This window comes from Chromobacterium sp. HL1 (assembly GCF_057418835.1).
In genome coordinates this window covers 2,502,288-2,522,153 of record NZ_CP162399.1, presented here as the reverse complement: position 1 = coordinate 2,522,153, position 19,866 = coordinate 2,502,288, and the positions used below count along the sequence as shown (strand labels likewise).

Annotated in this window: 15 protein-coding genes; 5 read left to right on the top strand and 10 right to left on the bottom strand. The window is 66.4% G+C overall.

The window, feature by feature from the left end; all coding sequences use genetic code 11:
- Positions 1-38: 38 nt before the first annotated feature.
- A complete protein-coding gene (locus tag AB1Z25_RS11385; protein WP_486637294.1) occupies positions 39-1,397 on the top strand; it encodes an aspartate aminotransferase family protein in 1,359 nt (452 codons plus the stop codon).
- 141 nt (positions 1,398-1,538) lie between these two features.
- Here AB1Z25_RS11385 and AB1Z25_RS11380 read toward each other — a convergent pair whose 3' ends face one another.
- Positions 1,539-3,695 (bottom strand): HDOD domain-containing protein, encoded by a 2,157-nt coding sequence (locus AB1Z25_RS11380; RefSeq protein ID WP_486637293.1) that lies wholly within the window; start codon positions 3,693-3,695, stop codon positions 1,539-1,541.
- 208 nt (positions 3,696-3,903) lie between these two features.
- Between AB1Z25_RS11380 and cysD the strand changes: the two genes are divergently transcribed.
- The 3 genes from cysD (at position 3,904) to AB1Z25_RS11365 (ending at position 8,083) form a co-directional block, all read left to right on the top strand.
- Positions 3,904-4,830, top strand: a complete 927-nt coding sequence (gene cysD / locus AB1Z25_RS11375; RefSeq protein ID WP_107798848.1) for a sulfate adenylyltransferase subunit CysD — start codon at positions 3,904-3,906, stop codon at positions 4,828-4,830.
- Positions 4,830-6,266: a sulfate adenylyltransferase subunit CysN gene (cysN, locus tag AB1Z25_RS11370; protein ID WP_486637292.1), complete on the top strand. Its 1,437-nt coding sequence runs from the start codon at positions 4,830-4,832 to the stop codon at positions 6,264-6,266. Before cysD ends, cysN begins: the two co-directional genes overlap by 1 nt.
- An 812-nt stretch (positions 6,267-7,078) precedes the next feature.
- Positions 7,079-8,083 (top strand): BMP family lipoprotein, encoded by a 1,005-nt coding sequence (locus AB1Z25_RS11365; RefSeq protein WP_019102171.1) that lies wholly within the window; start codon positions 7,079-7,081, stop codon positions 8,081-8,083.
- A 237-nt stretch (positions 8,084-8,320) separates the two neighbouring features.
- Here the strand turns inward: AB1Z25_RS11365 and AB1Z25_RS11360 are convergent, their stop codons facing one another.
- Genes AB1Z25_RS11360 through dhbC form a run of 4 tightly spaced genes read right to left on the bottom strand, consistent with a single transcriptional unit; the run spans position 8,321 to position 12,826 of the window.
- Positions 8,321-9,115 carry a 2,3-dihydro-2,3-dihydroxybenzoate dehydrogenase gene (locus AB1Z25_RS11360; protein WP_107798851.1) on the bottom strand — a complete coding sequence of 265 codons (795 nt, stop codon included), beginning with the start codon at positions 9,113-9,115 and terminating at the stop codon, positions 8,321-8,323.
- Positions 9,112-10,002 (bottom strand): isochorismatase family protein, encoded by an 891-nt coding sequence (locus AB1Z25_RS11355; protein ID WP_486637291.1) that lies wholly within the window; start codon positions 10,000-10,002, stop codon positions 9,112-9,114. Before AB1Z25_RS11355 ends, AB1Z25_RS11360 begins: the two co-directional genes overlap by 4 nt.
- The gene (locus tag AB1Z25_RS11350; RefSeq protein ID WP_253313627.1) at positions 9,999-11,645 is read right to left on the bottom strand and encodes a (2,3-dihydroxybenzoyl)adenylate synthase; all 1,647 of its coding nucleotides are present in this window, start codon (positions 11,643-11,645) and stop codon (positions 9,999-10,001) included. Before AB1Z25_RS11350 ends, AB1Z25_RS11355 begins: the two co-directional genes overlap by 4 nt.
- Positions 11,642-12,826 (bottom strand): isochorismate synthase DhbC, encoded by a 1,185-nt coding sequence (gene dhbC / locus AB1Z25_RS11345; protein WP_107798854.1) that lies wholly within the window; start codon positions 12,824-12,826, stop codon positions 11,642-11,644. The genes AB1Z25_RS11350 and dhbC overlap by 4 nt, the downstream gene beginning before the upstream one ends.
- 377 nt (positions 12,827-13,203) lie before the next feature.
- Between dhbC and AB1Z25_RS11340 the strand changes: the two genes are divergently transcribed.
- The gene (locus AB1Z25_RS11340) at positions 13,204-14,049 is read left to right on the top strand and encodes a hypothetical protein (protein WP_486637290.1); all 846 of its coding nucleotides are present in this window, start codon (positions 13,204-13,206) and stop codon (positions 14,047-14,049) included.
- Between the two features lie 7 nt (positions 14,050-14,056).
- On the opposite strand, the gene AB1Z25_RS11335 is transcribed toward AB1Z25_RS11340, so the two are convergent.
- From AB1Z25_RS11335 to AB1Z25_RS11315, 5 genes are all read right to left on the bottom strand, one after another.
- Positions 14,057-14,962, bottom strand: a complete 906-nt coding sequence (locus AB1Z25_RS11335; protein WP_227103358.1) for a GGDEF domain-containing protein — start codon at positions 14,960-14,962, stop codon at positions 14,057-14,059.
- 75 nt (positions 14,963-15,037) lie between these two features.
- Positions 15,038-16,375, bottom strand: a complete 1,338-nt coding sequence (gene gntU, locus AB1Z25_RS11330) for a gluconate transporter (RefSeq protein WP_253313630.1) — start codon at positions 16,373-16,375, stop codon at positions 15,038-15,040.
- A gap of 1 nt (position 16,376) precedes the next feature.
- The gene (gene gntK, locus AB1Z25_RS11325; protein ID WP_486637289.1) at positions 16,377-16,904 is read right to left on the bottom strand and encodes a gluconokinase; all 528 of its coding nucleotides are present in this window, start codon (positions 16,902-16,904) and stop codon (positions 16,377-16,379) included.
- 206 nt (positions 16,905-17,110) lie between these two features.
- Positions 17,111-18,112 carry a substrate-binding domain-containing protein gene (locus tag AB1Z25_RS11320; protein WP_107798859.1) on the bottom strand — a complete coding sequence of 334 codons (1,002 nt, stop codon included), beginning with the start codon at positions 18,110-18,112 and terminating at the stop codon, positions 17,111-17,113.
- Positions 18,113-18,331: 219 nt separating this feature from the next.
- Positions 18,332-19,798 carry a GDL motif peptide-associated radical SAM/SPASM maturase gene (locus tag AB1Z25_RS11315; RefSeq protein WP_253313631.1) on the bottom strand — a complete coding sequence of 489 codons (1,467 nt, stop codon included), beginning with the start codon at positions 19,796-19,798 and terminating at the stop codon, positions 18,332-18,334.
- Positions 19,799-19,866 lie beyond the last annotated feature (68 nt).

The window sequence follows — 19,866 nt, the reverse complement described above, 5'->3', positions numbered from 1 at the left end:
TATACTGACGCGCAGTCTTCCCCTTCAAGGAGAGCTTCATGGCTTTGCGTCACGGCATCGATTTCGACAAGGCCCAGGCCTTGCACCGGCAGGAACTGGCGATGTTTTCCGAGCGGCGCCCGCGTTCGCGGCAGCTGTCCGCCGCCGGCGGCGAGCATTTGCTGTTCGGCGCGCCCTTGCACTGGATGGCGGACTGGTCCACTCCCTTCAATCTCTATGTGGAAGAGGCCCGGGGCGCGCGGCTGCGCGACGTGGACGGCCATGAATACCTGGATTTCTGCCTGGGCGACACCGGCGCGATGTTCGGCCATTCGCCGGAGCCGGTGGCGCGCGCCATCGCCGAACAGGCGGCGCGCGGCCTGACCGCCATGCTGCCGTCGCCGGACGCGGTCTGGGTGGCGGAGGAACTGGCGCGGCGCTTCGGCCTGTCGCACTGGCAGTTCGCCCTCAGCGCCAGCGACGCCAACCGCTTCGCGCTGCGCTGGCTGCGCGCCGCCAGCGGCCGGGACCAGGTCGTCGTGTTCAACGGCTGTTACCACGGCACGGTGGATGATGCCTTCGTCGATCTGGTCGACGGCCGGCCCAGGCGGCGCGCCAGCCTGCTGGGTCAGGTCCACGATCCGGCCGCGCATACCCGGGTGGTGGAGTTCAACGATCTGGAAGCGCTGGAGCGGGCCCTCAGCGACGAGCGGGCGGCCTGCGTGCTGGCCGAGCCGGTGATGACCAATATCGGCATGGTGTTGCCGGATCCCGGTTACTGGAGCGAGGCCCAGGATTTGATCCGCCGCTACGGCAGCTATTTGCTCTTGGACGAAACCCACACCATCAGCAGCGGGCCGGGCGGCTACGGCGCGGCCTACGGCCTGAAGCCGGACGCGCTGGTGTTGGGCAAGCCGCTGGGCGGCGGCCTGCCGTGCGCGGTCTATGGGTTCAGCGCGGAATTGGCGGAGCGGGCGCAGCGCGCCAAGCGCGCGGCCGCGCCCGGTCATTCCGGCATCGGCACCACCTTGAGCGGCAATATGCTGGCCGCGGCGGCGATGCGCGCCAACCTGGCCGAGGTGATGAGCGACGCCGCCTATCAGCGGATGTTCGCGCTGGCCCAGCATCTGGCGGACGGCTTGCAGGACTGGATAGAACGCTGGCGGCTGCCGTGGTGCGTGAGCCGCGTCGGCGCGCGCTGCGAGTTCCAGTTTTCCCCGCGTCCGCCGCGCAACGGCAGCGAGGCGGGGGCGATGCTGGACGAGGAGCTGGAGCGGGTGATCCATCTTTACCTGCTCAACCGCGGTTTCCTGATCACGCCCTTCCACAATATGTTGCTGCTGTGTCCGGACGCGGAGTTCGCCGACATCGATCACCTGCTGGAGGCCTTGGACGGTTTCGCCGGCGAGGTGGTTTAGCGCCGGGTCAACCCCTCGCGAGCCAGAGCGGAACAAAGCGTTGCAGCTGAGAAAGCGGAGTGTACAAGGGGGGCGTGAGCATTTCGAAGCGGTACTCACCGTGCCACGTCTCACGACGCGCAGCAGATCGTAAATAGCTTCTTAGCGCGCGGGCTGCTGGCGGATGGCGAGCAAGGCCTGATTGCGCAGCGTCTTCAGCAAGCTGAGCTGCTCCGGCGCGATGGCCAGCGAGCCCGCCTGGCGGCGGTCGCCGTAGAGTATGCCCAGCTTGCGTTTGTCCAAGGACAGCGGCAGCAGCACAAAGGTATGGGCGACGCCCATCTGGCGGAACCAGGCCGGGATGTGCTGGGCGATGGCCGGCGCGTCGATGTCGTCTATCAGCATGTCGGCGTTGCGTTCCAGCGCCTTGCGGAACAGGCTGTCGCCGCTGTCGATGTCGGCGCGCAGCGCCGGCAGCAGCAACTCCACTTTTTCGCCGAAACCGAAGCGCGCCTGCAGCGGCAGATCGGCCCCGCTGCGCGCGCAGATCAGCGCGTGGTCGAAGCCCAGTCCGCGGTACATGGTTTCCAGAATGATGCGCAGCAGGTCGTTGAGTTTGTAATCGCCCAGCAGGGTGTTGGTGATGTCCTGCACGCCGGCGGACAGCACGGCGATCCGGCCGGCGGAGCCGGCGGTGGCCTGCAGCCGGGTGGGGTCCGGCGCGGGCGGCGGCGGCGCGGCGGGGCTGGGCGGCGGCGCGCTCTTGTCCAGCCTGGCCTGGCGCAAGGCCTGCGAGCGCGGCCCTTGGCCGGCTTCCGGGCCCAGTTCCGCCAGATAGGCGGTGAGCTGGGTTTGCGCCTGCGCCAGTTCCCGTTCCAGCGGCACCCACTCCAGCGCCAGCGCCCGGCTGTAGCGTTGCAGCAGTTTGCGGCTGGCGTCGGCCTGGTCGATGCCGCTCTGGGTCAGTTGGCAGACCAGTTCGCGGCACAGCGAGCTTAGCGCCTTCATCCGCATCTCGCCGGTTTGCGGCTGGCGCACCGCGCCGGCCGGCATCGGTTCCATGCCGGTCAGAATCCGTTCCGGAAAACGCCACAAGGCGGCGGTGGCGGCGCCCAGGTCGGCGTAATGGGCGCCCAGCGTCTGGTGCGCGGCCTGGTCGACGCCGGCGCCGGCGGAGATCAGCGTCTGGATTTGCCGGTACTCGTCGCGGAAGTAGTTGACGCACAGCAGTTCGCCCAGGTTTTGCAGCATGCCGCAAATCAAGGCTTCTTCCGCCTCGCGCACACCGCAGGCCGGCGCCAGCGAGCGGGCCAGCAGGCCGGTGAACAAGGTCTTGATCGCCACGTCGCGGATCTCGTCGGCGTGGGCGCGGTTGTGCAGGTGTTCGAACAGCAGCAGGCTGAGCGCCAGATTGCGTATGGTGTCGAAGCCCAGGATCACGATGGCGCGCGAGATGGTGCTGACCGCGCCGCCGTACTGGCTGAAATTGGCGGAATTCACCACTTTCAGCAGCTTATTGGTCAGCGACACGTCTTTGAGGATGGCGCTGGACAGCGCTTGCAGGCGCTCGCTGTCGGCGTTGTTGCTCTTGTTGATGGCGGCGATGGCCTGGGACAGCGCCGGAAAGTCCGGCGCGTGGCGCATGCGTTGCAGCAAGTGGTCCAGTGCGGCGCGGCCGCCTTCCTGGCGGTTGAAGCGTTGATGGCGGGCCAGCCAGTCCTGCAGCCCGGCCAGCGCGCGGCGACAGGCGCCGGCGTCGGCCGCCGGGTCGCGCAGCGCGTCCAGCCATTGCTCCAGCTCCGGATCGCAGTCCCGCGCCGGCGCGCCGGCGCTGATCAGCCAGCGCAGCAGTTGTTCGGCCTGAGACAGCTCTTGGCGCAGCCGTTCCGGGTTCAAGGCCTGGCAGGCGTGTTCGCCCAGCAGCGCGACGCGCTGGTGGATGTCGGCGAGCACGGTTTCGGGATAGAGCCGCCCAAGGCATTTGCCGCTGGCGTGCAGGTGGATCAGCGGCTCCAGGATGTCGCAGGCCAGGCCGATGCGCTCGGCCAGCGGCAGCGCGGCCAGCGCCTTCAGACGCAAGGGCTGCAGCGTGTCCTGCCGATAGACGGCGTAGGGTTTGCCGTCCAGGCGGGCCTGGCCCTGCCAGGCTTGCAGCAAGGGATGGCGGAAGGCCGGACGCGGCGGCGCGTCCGGCAGCTCGGACGCGGACTCCACCAGCGCCAGCGCCGCGCCGTCGCGGCTGGCCAGCAGCACCGACAGGCCGTCCGGGCAGTGCAGCGTGGCGACGATTTGGTATTCCGGCTCTGCGGCGGGGCTCATCGCTGTCTCCGTGCGGCTTGCGTATTTGTACTAATGTAGACAGTTATTGCCGCGTGGGCCGAAGATTCCGCAGCGTCCGTCCTGGCGTTCTTATTGCCCTTTGGACTAATTGTTGATTTGCTAAGAGCATATTGATATAACCCATCGGTTTTGATGCGCCGATGGGCTTTCGGTAGATTTGAGCGCATCTACAGGATGGGCAGGAAGCATGAACATCGGTCAACAGAGGCTGACTCACCTCAAGCAGTTGGAAGCGGAGTCTATCCACATCATTCGCGAAGTGGCCGCGGAATTCGAAAACCCGGTGATGCTGTATTCGATAGGCAAGGATTCGGCGGTGATGCTGCATCTGGCCAAGAAAGCGTTTGCGCCGGGCAAGCCGCCGTTTCCCTTGATGCACGTGGACACCACCTGGAAGTTCAAGGAAATGATCGCGCTGCGCGACAAGCAGGCGCGCGAGTACGGCTGGGATCTGATCGTCCACGTCAACCAGGAGGGCGTGGACGCCGGCATCAATCCGTTCACCGCCGGCAGCGCCAAGCACACCGACGTGATGAAGACCGAGGGCCTGAAGCAGGCTTTGAACAAATACGGTTTCGACGCCGCCTTCGGCGGCGCTCGCCGCGACGAGGAAAAAAGCCGCGCCAAGGAGCGGGTGTATTCCTTCCGCGACCGCAACCACCGCTGGGACCCGAAGAACCAGCGGCCCGAGCTCTGGAACATCTACAACAGCAAGATAGACAAGGGCGAGAGCATACGGGTGTTCCCGCTGTCCAACTGGACCGAGCTGGACATCTGGCAATACATCTTCCTGGAAAATATCGAGATCGTGCCGCTGTACTTCGCCGCCGAACGGCCGGTGATAGCGCGCGACGGCACGCTGATCATGATAGACGACGAGCGGATCCTGGATTATCTGAGCCCGGCGGAGAAGGCGAGCATTGAAACCCGCCGCGTCCGCTTCCGCACCCTGGGCTGTTATCCGCTGACCGGCGCGGTGGAATCGCAGGCGGCCACGCTGCCGGACATCATTCAGGAGATGCTGCTGACCCGCACTTCCGAGCGTCAGGGCCGGGTGATAGATCACGACAGCGCCGGTTCGATGGAAAAGAAAAAGATGGAAGGATATTTCTGATGACCCACCAATCCGATCTGATCGCCGGCGACATCCTGGAATACCTGCGCCAGCACGAAAACAAGGATCTGCTGCGCTTCATCACCTGTGGCAACGTGGACGACGGCAAGTCCACCTTGATCGGCCGGCTGCTGCACGATTCCAAGCTGATCTTCGAGGATCAGCTGGCGGCGATAGAGCGCGACTCCAAAAAATACAACACCACCGATCAGGAGATAGACCTGGCCTTGCTGGTGGACGGTTTGCAGGCGGAGCGCGAGCAGGGCATCACCATCGACGTCGCTTACCGCTATTTCAGCACCGACAAGCGCAAGTTCATCATCGCCGATTGCCCGGGCCATGAGCAGTACACCCGCAATATGGCCACCGGCGCGTCCACCAGCAATCTGGCCATCATACTGATCGACGCGCGGCGCGGGGTGCAGACCCAGACCCGCCGCCACAGCTTCATCGTCAGCCTGCTGGGCATCCGTCATGTGATCGTGGCGGTGAACAAGATGGACCTGGTGGATTACGATCCGGCGGTGTTCGAGCGCATTCGCGACGAGTATCTGGCCTTCGCCGAGGGCCTGGCGATTCCGGACATCCGCTTTGTGCCGATCTCCGCGCTGCGCGGCGACAATGTGGTCAGCCGCGGCGAGGGCGCGCCCTGGTATCAGGGGCCGACGCTGATGCAGTTGCTGGAAACGGTGGAAGTGCGCAGCGACGCGGCGCTGGAAGGCTTCCGCCTGCCGGTGCAGTACGTGAACCGGCCCAATCTGGACTTCCGCGGCTTTTGCGGCACCATCGCCGCCGGCGAGATCCGCCCCGGCGACGAGGTGCTGGCGCTGCCGTCCGGCCGCCGCAGCAAGGTCAAGGCCGTGGTGGCTTACGAGGGCGAACTGGCCGCGGCCGGGGCCGGCGAGGCGATCACATTGACGCTGGAGGACGAGATCGACGTGTCGCGCGGCGATATGCTGGTGCGCGCCGACCAGCCGCCGCCGGCGGTGGCGGCCAGCCTGGACGCGCATCTGGTGTGGATGCAGGACGCACCCTTGCGCGCCGGCAAGGAGTACGGCTTCAAGCTGGCCGGCAAATTCGTCACCGGCCGGGTGGAGGCCATCCTGCACCAGGTGGACGTCAACACGCTGGAGCAGAAGCCGGCCGAGGCGCTGCACCTGAACGAGATCGCGCTGTGCCGGATCAGCCTGAACGCGCCGGCGGTAATAGACGCCTACGCCGCCTGCCGTGGCACTGGCAGCTTCATCGTGATCGACCGGCTGAGCAACGCCACCGCCGGCGCCGGCATGATCACGGCGGCCAGGACGGAGCAGGCGGCCGCGCCTCAGGACGAATTGCAGCGCTTGCGCGCCTTCGAGCTGGAGTTGAACGCGCTGGTGCGCAAATACTTCCCGCACTGGGAGGCCAAGGACATCGGCCAGCTGTTTCCGCGCTGAGCGTGTGTTGAGCGTTGCCGACGGCCCGTCGCCCTAGTGTTCAGAGCCTGTTCAAAGGCTAGTGAGCGGGAGCGGGACAAGGTGTCGCGGCTGAGAAAGCGGAATGTACGTTTGGTATATGAGCATTTCGAAGCCGTCACCTCTCATGAGGCGCTGCGGACTTTGAACAAGATCTTAGAACCTGTTTACGATCTTTTGTAGATGTGTTTAACCGTTGCTAGATACGTAGGAAACCATGTATTCGACGCGCCCCGGGTCCCTTCAAGCCTGCGGTCGGGTGGCAGGCCCGAGGTTTTAAGCGGCTGCTTGTTCGAGCAGCGCGACGTTAGCGCGCTGCGAGTTCAGCCGCGCCTCGGGCCTGACGGGACCCGACGGGTAGCCGCAGGCCAGGCTTGCAGGGCGGCCTTTAGGGTAAAGGGAGATTTGGCCGCGCAAATCTCCCTTTCCGTTCGCCGGGCGGAACCGGCCCTAAATCATCATCCGCGTAGCGGATTCAATGCTTTGAACAATACTTCCGTTCCGGTTTGAAAAGATCGTGAACAGGTTCTTATGGCGGGCTGTCCGTTTTTCGACCTGTTGTTGCAGGATTCGGCCACGCCGGTTTACAGCCGGCGGCGGGCTGCCTACAATCCGGCAGCTTCAATTGGCGCGTTGTATCCGCTGCGGTTCGCAGCGGCGTGGTTCTGTTTCGTCCCGTCTGCCCCGGCAGCCGCGGTCCACTCGGTTTCCCCCTCCGTCTTTCGCTTGAAGCGCCGGCAACGCCGCCCGCGGCGCTGTCGCATCGCCTGTAATCCACATAGAAAAGATAAAACATGACGTTTGCGCTGAAACACATCGCAGGCGCAACCGCTGCCATCTTGCTGGCAGGCCCGGTTGCAGCCAAGGATTTCACTGTCGCCGTGATCTACGATCAGGCGGGCAAGTTCGACAAGAGCTTCAATGAAGCGGCATTCAACGGCGCCGAACGTTTCAAGAAAGAATTCCACATCAACTACCGCGAAGGCCAGGTCAGCAACGACGCTCAGAAAGAGCAGATGCTGCGCAATATGGCGCGCAAGGGCGCCGACCTGGTGGTGGCGGTGGGCTTCGCCTACACCCAGTCCATCGAGACCGTGGCCAAGGAGTTCCCCAAGGTGAAGTTCACCCTGGTGGATTCGGTGGCCAAGGGCCCGAATGTGCAGAGCATCGCCTTCAAGGAGCAGGAAGGCTCCTTCCTGGTGGGCATGGCCGCCGCGCTCAAGTCCAAGAGCGGCAAGGTGGGCTATCTGGGCGGCATGGACGTGCCGCTGATCCGCGCCTTCGGCTGCGGTTACGCCCAGGGCGCCAAGTACGCCAATCCCAAGGCGGTGGTGATGCAGAATATGATAGGCACCACCCACGCCGCCTTCAACGACCCGGCGCGCGGCGGGGAATTGGCCAAGAGCCAGTTCGATCGCGGCGTGGACGTGGTGTTCGCCGCGGCGGCGCTGTCCAATATGGGCGTGATCCAGGCGGCCAAGGGCGCCAAGAAGTTCTACATCGGCGTGGACAGCAATCAGAACTATCTGCAGCCGGGCGTGGTGCTGACCTCCATGGTCAAGCGCGTGGACAACGCGGTGTACGAAACCATGCGCGACGCCAAGAACGGCGCGTGGAAGCCGGACGTCAAGCTGATGGGCCTGAAGGAAAACGGCGTGGACTGGGCGCTGGACCAATACAACCGTTCGCTGATCACGCCTGAGATGGAGAAGAAGATTCTGCAGGCGCGCAAGGACATTGTCAGCGGCAAGATCAAGGTGGTGGATTACCGCGCTGCCAACCGCTGCCCGGTGAACTGATCCGCCGGAGCCGCGCCGCGCTTGGCGCGGCGACGTGACAACGGGCAAGACCAATGGTCTTGCCCGTTTTTCTTTGCGGATCGTGAATCGGTGTTCAGAACCTGTTTACGATCTCGCGAGCTAAGGTGAGACAAGGCGAAAACGGCTGAGAAAGCGGAGTGTACATACGGTACATGAGCATTTCGAATCCGGTTTCAACGCCGTATCGCCGACGCGCAGCAGATCGTAAACAGGTTCTCAGATCCCCAGCGTCGCGCCGCCGTCCACGTACAGATTGTGCAGCGTAATGTGACGCGCCTGATCCGACAGGAGGAACAGCGCGGCATTGGCCACATCCTGCGGCGCGGCGATGCGTTGCAGCGGGATGCCGGTGCGGTACTGCTCCAGCGAGCCTTGCAAGATGGCCGGCGGGATGGCGTCGTCGCTCCACAACTGGCGCTGCATCGCGGTGTCGGTGGAGCCGGGCGACACGATGTTGCAACGCACGCCGAACTCGGCCAGCTCCAGGCCCAGGCATTTGCTGAACTGGGTGGTGGCGGCCTTGGACGCGGCGTAGGCCGCCATCTGGGTGCGCGGCACTTCGGCGGCGTTGGAGCCGACGGTGACGATGCCGCCCCGGCGGCGAGCCTGCATGCGCCGCGCCACCGCGCGGCTGAGGAAGAACACGCCGTGAGTGTTGACGGCGAAACTTTGCAGCCAGTCCTCGTCGCTGAGCTGTTCCACCGTGCCCAGACGCAGCACGCCGGCGACATTGGCCAGCATGTCGATGGCGCCGATCTCGTCTTCGATGCGGGCCACCGCCTGTTCCACCGCCGCGCCGTCGCGGATGTCCAGCGGCAGCGGGATGATGCGGCCGTCGGCGTGGGCCGGCGCGTGGAGCGCCAGCTGCTGCAGGCCGTCGGCGCGCAGGTCCAGCGCCGCCACGCGGCAGCCCTGGTCCGCCAGCGAGCGCGCCAGCGCCGCGCCTATGCCCTGGGCCGCGCCGCTGACCACGGCCAGCCGGCCGTGGAATTCCGGGTAGCTGGCGCTCATGCGGCGGCCCCGTCCAGCTGGCGCGCCAGCAGCGCCTGCCAGGCGTTGACGGTGGGTTGTTGCGCCAGTTCGATGAAGTCGATTTCCGCGCCCAGCGCGCGCCATTGTTCCAGCAAGCTCATCAGGCGGATGGAGTCCAGGCCCCAGTCCAGCAGATTGTCGTCCAGGCCGATGTCGCTGGCCGGCTGCTGCAGCAGTTCGGCGATGGCGGCGCGCAGCGCTTCCGCGCTGGGCGCGGCGCTGGCCGGAGCGGCCTGCTGGTCCAGCTGGCCGAGCAGACGCTGGCTGTCCAGGGCCACGCCGCAGCGCTGGGCCACGTATTCCAGCGCCATCGCATGGCGGTCGGCGGAGAAGTCGGCCAGGCCGTCGGCGACGAAGAAGGGCTGGATGTCGTACATGAAGGCGTCCAGCGCGGTGCTCATGCAGCCGATGTGGGCGTAGATGCCGCAGATGATCAGCTGGTCGCGGCCTTGCTGGCGCAGCAGATTGAGGAAGGGCGAGCGCTGGAAGGCGCTGTAGCGCCACTTGGTCAGCACGGTGTCGTCGGCGGCCGGGCTCAGGCTGGCCACGATGGGATGGCGTTCCGGACGCGCCGGCAGGCCGGGGCCCCACATATCGTTGAGCAGGCCGCGGTCGCTGTCGGCCTGTTCCGCCGGCTGGGCGGTGTAGAACACCGGAATGTTCAGCTCGCGGCAGCGCGCGCGGATGGCGGCGATATTGCGCAGCGCGGTGGCCACCGGCTCGGCCTCGCGGTCATAGAAATCCAGGAAGTATTCCTGCATGTCGTGGATCAGCAGCGCGGCGCGCTGCGGCGCCACCGTCCAGTTGACGCGGTTGTCCGGCAGTTGCGACGGGATGGCGTAGGGGGCGATGCGGGGAATGCTCATGCTTGTGACCTTTGGGTGGACTGCGCGGCCAGTTTCTGTTCCAGCATCTGGCGCAGGGTTTTCTTGCTGACCTTGCCGACGCTGGTTTGCGGCAGGGTGTCGACCAGCTCCAGCCGGTCCGGAATCTTGTAGGCGGCGAGGCCGCGCTCGCGCAGGAAGGCGGCCACCTGGGGCAGGCGGATCGCCTGTTGCTCGCGCGGGATGATGAAGGCGCAGGAGCGCTCGCCCAGATAGGGGTCGCTCATCGCCACGATGGCGACGTCGCGCACCAGCGGGTGGGCCAGCAGGTGGTTTTCCACTTCCTCGGCGGAGATTTTCTCGCCGCCGCGGTTGATCTGGTCCTTGGCGCGGCCTTCCACCGTCAGATAGCCGTCGGCGTTCATGCTCACCAGGTCGCCGGTGCGGTAGAAGCCGTCGGCGGTGAAGGCGCGCTGATTGTGGTCGGCGGCGCGCCAGTAGCCGCGGATGGTGTAGGGGCCGCGCGTCAGCAGGTGGCCGACTTCGCCCGGCGCCACCGGCTGGTCCTCGTCGTCGACGATGCGCACTTCGTCGTCGGCGCTGATCGGCCGGCCTTGTGTGTTCAGCACCTGCTCCGGGCCGTCGTCCAGCCGGGTGTAGTTGACCAGGCCTTCGGCCATGCCGAACACCTGCTGCAGTTTGCAGCCGAGCGCGGGCTCGACGCGGGCGGCGAGCTCGGGGCCGAACTTGGCGCCGCCCACTTGCAGCAGGCGCAGGCTGGCCAGCTTGCCCGGCTGCTTGGCGGCGGCGTCCAGCCACAGCGGCACCAGCGGCGGCACCAGGGCGGCGATGGTGACGGCCTCGGTCTCGATCAGCTCGAAGGATTCGTCGACGCTGGGGCCGGAGGCCAGCACCACGGTGCCGCCGGCGTGGAAGACGCCGAAGCTGCCGGGCGAGCTCATCGGGAAGTTGTGGCCGGCCGGCAGCACGCACAGATAGACGCTGTCGCGGCTCAGGCCGCAGATCTCGGCGCTGGCGGCGAAGCTGTACAGATAGTCGTCATGGGTGCGCGGAATCAGCTTGGGCACGCCGGTGCTGCCGCCGGAGAGCTGGAAGAAGGCCAGGCCGCTGGGGTCCGGCTCCGCCGGCAAGGGCTGGTCCATCAGATAGAGGCTGTTGAGCGGGGTGTAGTCGCCGGCGTCGCCGGCGACGATCACCTGCTGCAGCGAGGGCGCCAGCGGCAGCAGCTCGGCCGCCAGCGCGCGGTAGTCGAAGCCGGCGTGCTGGTCGGCGCAGAAATAGACCGCGGCGTCGGTGTGCTGGCAGAAGTAGGACACTTCGGCGCGGCGGTGCGCCGGCAAAGCGAACACCGGCAGCATGCCGAGGCGGAACAGCGCGAAGGCGACGATGAAGAATTCGGCGCAATTGGGCAGCTGCACCACGGCGCGCTGGCCGGGACGCAGGCCGCGCGCGTACAGGCCGGCGGCCAGGCGCTCGGCGTAGAGCTTGAGCTCGCGGTAGTTCAGCCGCTGCTTGCCGGCCACCAGCGCCAGTTTTTCCGGCTGCTGCTCGGCCTGGGCCGCCAGCATGGAAAACAGGGTCTGGCCTTGCCAATAGCCGGCCTCGCGGTAGCGGCGGGCGAAGTCTTCAGGCCACGGCGTCCAGTCCAGTTGTTGCTCGCTCATGCCGCCTCCGCCAGATCGGCCAGGCCCATTGCGCGCAGCATGGTGCGGAACTTGGCCGCGGTTTCGGCCAATTCGCTTTCCGGCAGCGAGCCGGTGACGATGCCGGCGCCGGCGAACAGGCGCAGCGTGCGTTCGGCGATTTCGGCGCAGCGGATGGTGACCGCCCATTCGCCGTCGCCCTTGCCGTCGCACCAGCCCACCATGCCGGTGAAGAAGCCGCGATCGAAGGGTTCGATCTCGCGGATCAGGCTGCGCGCCGGGTCCGCCGGGAAGCCGCACACCGCCGGAGTGGGGTGCAGCGCGCGCGCCAGTTCGAAGGAGCCCACCGCCGGATCGATCAGCTCGCCGCTGATGCGGGTGGACAGATGCCACATGGTGGCGGTGGAGACCAGGGACGGGCCGGCCGGCACTTGCAGATCGCGGCAGTACGGCGCCAGCGCCTCGACTACGGCGTCGATCACCAGCTTGTGCTCGAACAAGTCCTTGCCGGACTCCAGCAGCGCGTCGGCGCGGCGGCGGTCTTCCGCCGGGTCCGGGCTGCGCGCGGCGGAGCCGGCCAGCGGATTGGTGATCACTTGCCGGCCGTAGCGGGCCAGCAGCAGTTCCGGGCTGGCGCCCATCAGCGCGCGGCGCGGCGCGCCGTCTTCGCTCAGCTGCACGGCGAAGGTGTAGCCGTGCTGGTTCTGGCTGGCCAGATTGAGCAGCAATTGACGCTGGTCTATGGCCTGCTTGGCGGAAAGCTCTAAGGTGCGCGACAGCACCACCTTGTCCAGCGCGCCGCTGCCGATGCGGGCCAGCGCGTCGCTGACGCCCTGGCAGTAAGCGGCCGGCGCCGGCTGCGGCGTCAATTGGCAATCGGCTTGCAAGGGCTGGCGCAGGGCGCTGCGCTGATCCTGACTCAGCGCGTCGGCGCGGCGCACTTGTTGCGGCACGAACAACCACGGCTGTTGTTCCGGCATGAAGGGGATGGCGCCGACGACCACGGCCTGAGCCGGGTCCGGCTGGGCGGCCAGCGCGGCGGCGATGGCGGCGCTGGGATCGGTGTCGGTGATCACTTGCTGGATGCCTTCGGCCAGCAGGGTGTGGCATGGCGAGGCGAAGAAGAAGGCGGAATCGGCCTGGTAGGCGGCCAACAGATTGTGTTCGCCGCTATAGGCTGGGTCGAGTGAGGTTTGGTTCATCGCTATTCCTGAGTCCACTGGGTAGGTGGGGGATGGCTCGTCTGAGCGTCGAGGGCGAATATAAATGATAATCGTTATCCATTGCAATACGGTGATATTGCGTACAGATGATATTGATTCCACATTTTTGCTCTAGGACTTCGTGGAGGCGCAGGTCCGGATTTGGCGGCGCCGCCTCATGTTGACGTCATCTCAAAGGCGCGCCAGAGGCCGTTCTCAGCTACTTTTTGGCATGCTGCGCAAGGGCGGGAGGCGGTGTCTCATGCCGAGGGATTGGACTAATTTTGGTAAAAACGCAATTGACAATCATTCTCAATAAAAATATCGTAGCCGCCAATTGAACCGCTTGCATGGCAGGCGCAGGATGGAGAACGACAATGTATTTTGAAGGCAGCGACAGCATGGACGGTGTTCCCGATAGTGCGCAGGCGGCGGAGCCGATGGGCTTGCTGCGCTTGCCCTCGCCGCGGGAACTGATGGCCGACGCGATGGCGGACGACAGGGCGCGGGAGACGGTGGCGCGCGGCCGCCGCCTGACTCAGGCCGCGATAGCCGGAGCGGGAACGCGCCGCCTGCTGTTGCTGCGTTTGCCGCTGCCGGCCTTGCTGGAGCAGGCTGAACAGCTGAACGCCTGGCTGTCGCGGGAGGCGGGCTGGAGCGTGTTGGCCCAGCCGCTTGCCGTCGCGACGACGGGGCGCGGACGGCAAGCGCTGTTGGAGCAAAGAAAGATTTATCTGCAATGCCTGGCCGCGGGCGTTCCCTTGGCGCATGTCTTGATTCAGCCCAATGAGATGGCGTATCTGAGCGATCTGGTCAGCGCGGTGTTGCTGCCGCCCACCGTGATCGAGAGTCAGATTCATCGGGAGCTGGCTTCGGCGCTGCCATGCCCGGTATTGCTGGAGCCCGGCGACGCGGACAAGCTGCAGATCGCTCGCGACGCGCGCCAGGCGGTGGCGGCCAGCCATCGTTTCCCGATGCTGCTGAACGAGGGGCGGGTGGGCCTGGTGGAAAGCGCCGGCAATCCGGACGGCGCGGTGTTGCTGGGCGCGGGCATGGCGGCCGGCGGCGCGCCGCATTTGCTGGCCTTCGACGACGCGCCGGAGCGCGCGGAAGACTGGGCGCCGGCTTGCGGCGGCCTGACGCTGACCGCGTCCAGCGTGGCGGCGGCGCAGCGGCGATTCCAGCGCTGGCAAGCGTCCGAGCTGTTGGCCACGGCCGACTGAGCCGGTTTTAACGCACGCTGCTCACGCAATCCCGCCCGCTGCCCTTGGCGTGGTACAGCGCTTCGTCGGCGCGCGCGTAGCAGCTGGCGATGTCGTCGTCGGGCCGCAGCTCGGTCAGCCCGATCGAGCAGGTGTAGCCCAGCTCCGGCTTGGCCGCCAGGGGGCGGTCCAGCCGCGCGGCGGCGAGAATCCGTTCACAGCATTGCTCGGCCTCCAGCAGCGAGGTTTGCGGCAGCAGCAGCATGAATTCCTCGCCGCCCAAGCGGCCGAAGCCGTCTCTTTGCCGCAGCTGAGCGCGCGCGGTCTGGACGAAGCCGCAGATGACGTGGTCGCCGGCCGGATGGCCCTCCAGGTCGTTGATGCGCTTGAAGTGGTCGAGATCGAGAATGGCGAGACAGGCCGGCGCCGCGTGTTGAAGCCGCTGCTGCAACAGCAGTTGCAATAACTGCATCAGATGGGTGCGGTTGCTGATGCCGGTCATCGGGTCGGTCTGGGCGGCGCGCACGGCCACGTCGCGGGCCTGGCGCAGTTCGCGCTTGTCGGCGCGCAGTTCGGTGATATCGCTGGCCTGGCACAGCATCCAGCCGTCCGCGCTCATGGTTTCCGTCATCCACATCCAGCGGCCGTCGCATAGATCGGCCTCGAAAGCGCGGTAAGGCAGTTTGCCGCGGCGCGAACAGGCTGAGCGCAGCCAGGCTTCGATATCGTCGGTTTCTATCCGCGAGCCTTGCTTCTGCCGGTAGTTTCGTCGCATGAGTTCCGCCCAACTCAGGTGTTCCTCTTGGGACAGGAAGAAGCTTTGGCGAAAGGCGGTGTTGGCGTAGCGCAGCATGTCTTGCGGGTCGAACAGCGCGATCAGGACCGCGCTGTCGTCCAGCAAGGCAAGCAGGGTGGTGCAGAGGGGGTCCGTCATGGCGGTGGGCTACTCAAGCGTGTTTCAGTGAGTATCGTACCCGGCGGCCATGCTTGCCAAGGCGCATGCCGCGCGTCACAGCATGGCGAAGGCCGCCATGCCGACCAGCGCGCCGGTCGTGCCCAGTATGGTCTCCATCAGCGACCAAGTTTTCAGCGTCTGAGCCTCGTCGGCGCCGGTGAATTTGCCGAACAGCCAGAAGCCGGAGTCGTTGACGTGGCTGAGCACGATGGAGCCGCCGGCGATGCAGATGGACAGCGCCGCCAGCTGCGCGCCGGACAAGCCCATGGTTTCGATGGCCGGCAGCACCAGGCCCACCGTGGTCAGGCAGGCGACGGTGGCCGAGCCCTGTATGACCCTGACCGCGGCCGCCAGCGCGAAGCAGGCGACGGCGATGGGCAGGCCGGCGCCGATCAGCGCGTTGCCCAGCGCCGGCCCCACGCCCGAATCCACCAGCACCTGCTTGAACACGCCGCCGGCGCCGGTCACCAATAGGATGATGCCGGCCGGTTGCAGCGCGGCGTTGCAGACGCGCATGACCTGTTCCGCGTCCATGCCGCGGCGGATCGCCAGGCCGTAGATGGCGATCAGGCAGGCGGCCAGGATGGCGCTGAACGGGTGGCCGATGAACTGCAGCCAGTGGTAGACGGCCGAGCCCGGCGCGGCCAGATGGCTGCCCAGGGTCTTGCAGGCCACCATGACCAGCGGGAACAGCACCAGGGTCAGGCTGAAGGCGAAGGAGGGCATGCGGCCGCGGTCCAGAGCCGGCTCGCTGATGTCGTCCGGCAGCGCCAGGCTGACGTGCCGGCTGATGAAGCTGCCGAACAGCGGTCCGGCCAGCAGCATGCCGGGAATCGCCGCCGCCAGCCCGATCAGAATCATCCAGCCGAAGTCGGCCTGCATCTGCGAAGCCAGCAGCATGGGCGTGGGGCCGGGCAAGAGGAAGGCCGCCGCCGCGGCCACGCCGGCGAACAGCGGCACCGCCAGCTTGACCACATTGCCGCCGGTGCGGCGCGCCACCGCGAACACCACGCCGATCAACAGCACGATGGCGACGTCGAAGAACAGCGGCAACGCGCAGACCAGGCCGGCCACGCCCAGCGCGTAATGCGCGCGCCGTTCGCCGAAACGGCTCAGCAGCCGGTCGGCGATCTGATCGAGCGCGCCGGTTTCGTGCAGGATCTTGCCGAACATGGCGCCCAAGGCCACTACCACGGCGAGGAAACCCAGCGTGCCGGCCATGCCTTTTTGCATGGTGTCGGCGATTTTCTCCACCGGCATGCCGGAGGCCACGCCGGCGCCGATCGAGACCAGCATCAGCGCGATGAAGGCGTGCAGGCGCGCCTTCATCACCAGCAACAACAGCAGGGCGACCGAGCCCAGCGCGGTCAATACCAGGGTTGCGATGGACATGTCAGCGCTCCTGGCGGGACTGGATCAGGCGCAGCGCGTCGGCGACGACGCTGTCCAGCTCGGGTCGGATGTCCAGGGCGTGGACGTCGGTCTCGTCCGGTCCCGGCTCTTCCAGCGCGGCGAATTGAGAGGCCAGCATATCGGCCTTCTGGAAATGGCCTTGCCGGGCTTGAAGCCGTTGCAGGATCAAGTCGAAATCGCCTTTCAAGTAGAGGAAGGACAGCTGGGGGTTGCCGGCGCGCAACTGATCGCGGTATCGCCGTTTCAGCGCGGAGCAGACGATGATGGACAGCGCGTTGCTGCGTTGCATGGCGTAGGCGGCGTCGCTGAGCGCGGCAAGCCAGGGCAGCCTATCGGCATCGTCCAGCGGCGTTCCGGCGGCCATTTTGTCGATATTGGCGCGCGGATGCAGGAAATCGCCGTCCAGCACGGCGCATGTCAGGTGTTGGGCCAGCCGCGCGGCGAGCGCCGATTTGCCGCAGCCGGAGACGCCCATCAGCACGTAAACCTGATGTGGTGTGGAATTCATGAAGCCACTCCAATGAGTTGTCGCTTTCGTTTGAAGGCGGATCGTGATTGTTACCGGTAACATCATGCCGATGACAATATGTCGGCTTTGCGGCGAGCAGGCAAGCGTTTTGAGCGCCGGGCTTGATCCGGAACCGGCGTCATCGCTTGAGGGCTTGATTGCTAAGGGATTTTACGGGGAGGCCAGTGTCGTATTCCGGCACCGGCTTAGACGCTGCCGCCCAGGCTCAGGGTATAGCCCAGGTCCACGACCGGATCGGCGTAACGCTGGCCGTGGATGCGGCCGAGCAGGCGTTGCGCCGCCAGCCGGCCTATCGCTTCGCGCGGCGTGACCACGCTGGCCAGCCGCGGGTGCAGCGCGGCGCCGATGTCCAGCGCGTTGAAGCCGGCGACGGCGATGCGCTCCGGCACCGCCAGGCCCATGGCCTGGGCCTCCAGCAGCGCGCCGGCGGCGATGTCGTCGTTGGTGCAGAACACGCCGTCCAGATCCGGCGCGGAGGCCATGGCCTGGCGCAGCATTTCGCCGCCAAGCTGAAAGCTGGAATGTTGTTCGGTCTGGATCTCCAGCGGGATCAGCCCGGCTTGCTCCATCGCCGCCCGGTAGCCGGCGGCGCGCAAGCGGGTGCGGCGGTCGAGACGGGCGGCCAGATAGGCGATGCGCCGCTTGCCGCGCGCGATCATGGCCCGGGTCATGTCCTCGGCGGCGGCCTGATGGTCCAGGCCCACGGCCAGGTCTATGGGCTGGGTCGGCAGCTCCATCACTTCCACCACCGGGATGGCCGCCACCTGCAGCATGCGCAAAGTGCGTTCGGAGTGAACGGTTTCGCACAGGATCAGCCCGTCCACCTGGAAGGACAGCAGCTGCTCCACCTGCCGGGTTTCCTGTTCGATGTCGTAGCAGTAATGGCCGTAAAGCGTGTGGTAGCCGGCCTCGCGGGTCATGGCTTCGACGCCGTGCACCAGGCTGGAGAACACCTGATTGGACATGGACGGCAAGAGCACGCCGATGGCGCGGCTCTTGGCGCGGGCCAGCAGGTCCGGCACCCGGTTGGGGATATAGCCCAGTTGCTCCATCGCGCCGGCGATGCGCTGGCCGGTGGCGTCCGACACCAGGCTGGCGTTGCGCAGATAACGGCTGACCGTCATCTTGGAAGTGCCTACCCGGTCGGCGATGTCCTGCAGCGACGGGCGGCGCGGCTTATCGCTCATGACGCGGGCCCGGCAAGGCGGAAGCGACGGCTTCCGGGGATAGGGCGAACGGCGCGAAACGGTTCATGCGGGCATCGGGCTCCCATGGCGGCGTGGTGAGGCTAGGCAAGCCGCGATTGTAGACCGATTTTCGTCAAATGAGCTATGGCCAGTGGATGGCCGTGGCGGCGGCGCCGAGTTTTTTGGCATAAAACCGCGTTTCGGCGCCGGCGCGGCGCCTTAATCGTCCGGCAAACCCAGCAGGCGGCGCAGATTGTTGATCACCTGCTGGCGTCTGGCCTGTTCTTGCAGGTAATCGCGTTCGGCGGCGGCGACGTCGGCCGCGCAGTGCGGACAACAGGTCTCGTCGGGGTGGATGTATTGCTGGCACTGCCGGCACAGCGCCAGCTTGGCCGGCGGCCGGCCTTCGCGCGGCGCGGTCTTGCCCTTGTTTTTCCAAGTCAGCGCGATCACCTGGCCGCTGCGGCTGATGCGGCCGACTTCCTGGCCGCTGGCGATGTCCTCGGTGATCAGGTCGAAACGCCCGACGGCGAAGGAGGCCGGCGCGGCGTCCTGCAGTTTGACGATGCGTTCGCGCAGGCCCTGTTTTTCCAGTTCCAGCGCGCGGTAATGGCAGTAGGGATTGTTGCCGGGCTTGCCCAGCAGCGAGTGGGAGGTCCAGGTGCAGCCGCCTCGGCAGACGTCGTTGTAGTAGCAGCCGCGGCAATAGCCCCATAAATCGTCCACCGAGCGCAGCCGGCCGAAATGGATGCCCTCGCTGTGATGCCAGATGTCGTCCAGGCTCATATCGCGCACATTGCCGCCGGAAAAGCCGACGGTGGCCAGCGAGGGACAGCCCTTGACGGTGCCGTCCGCCTCCAGCGCCAGCACGGTCTGACCGGCGGCGCAGCCGCTCCAGTGCACCCGCTCGTCGCCGAAGCCGCGCCACAGCCGCTCGTAAGGGCCGTAGTAGCCGATATTGTTGCCCACGTTCATCAACAGGCCGCGTTCCACCCCCTCGCGGTAAAGCCGCGCCAGCAAGGGCATCAGCTCCAGCAATTGGTAGGGCTGCAGCAAGAGTTCGTCGTTGTCCACCGCATTGCCCATCGCCACCGTCAGCTGGATCTGCCAGTGGGTGGCGCCCAGCTCGATGATCTGATCCATCAGCGCCGGCAAGTCCGGCATGGTGGCCGCGCCGATCTGGGTGTTGACGCTGACGGCGAGGCCGGAGGCCTTGGCGCGGCGCAGGGCGTCCACCGCCTTGTCGAAAGCGCCCGGCACATTGCGCACCTTGTCGTGCAGGGGCGCGAGGCCGTCCAGCGACACGCCGACGCCGTTGAGGCCGGCGTCTATCGCCTGTTGCAGCCGGGCGGGGTTCAGATTGCGGCCGCCGGTCTGAATCGCGCAATACATGCCGTGGCCGCGGATGGCGCGGATCAGCTGGGTCCAGTCCTTGCGCAGATAGGCCTCGCCGCCGATCAAGGTGATTTCGCGGGTGCCCAGCGCCGCCAGCGCGTCTATCACTTCCAGGCATTCGGCGGTGGACAGCTCGTTGGGGCGGCGGTGGCCGGCGCGGGAGCCGCAGTGCAGGCATTTCAGATCGCAGGCCAGGGTGATTTCCCAAACCACGTGCACCGGGACGTAGCGCTTGAAGTCTTCGTCGTCCAGATAGCGTGCCGGGCGGACGGCGGGGCTGTCGTCTAGCATGGGCGGGTCCTTGAGAGAGGGCGAGGAGCGCCCGGCGGGCGCTCCTGGGCTTTGAACAAGCGCGGATG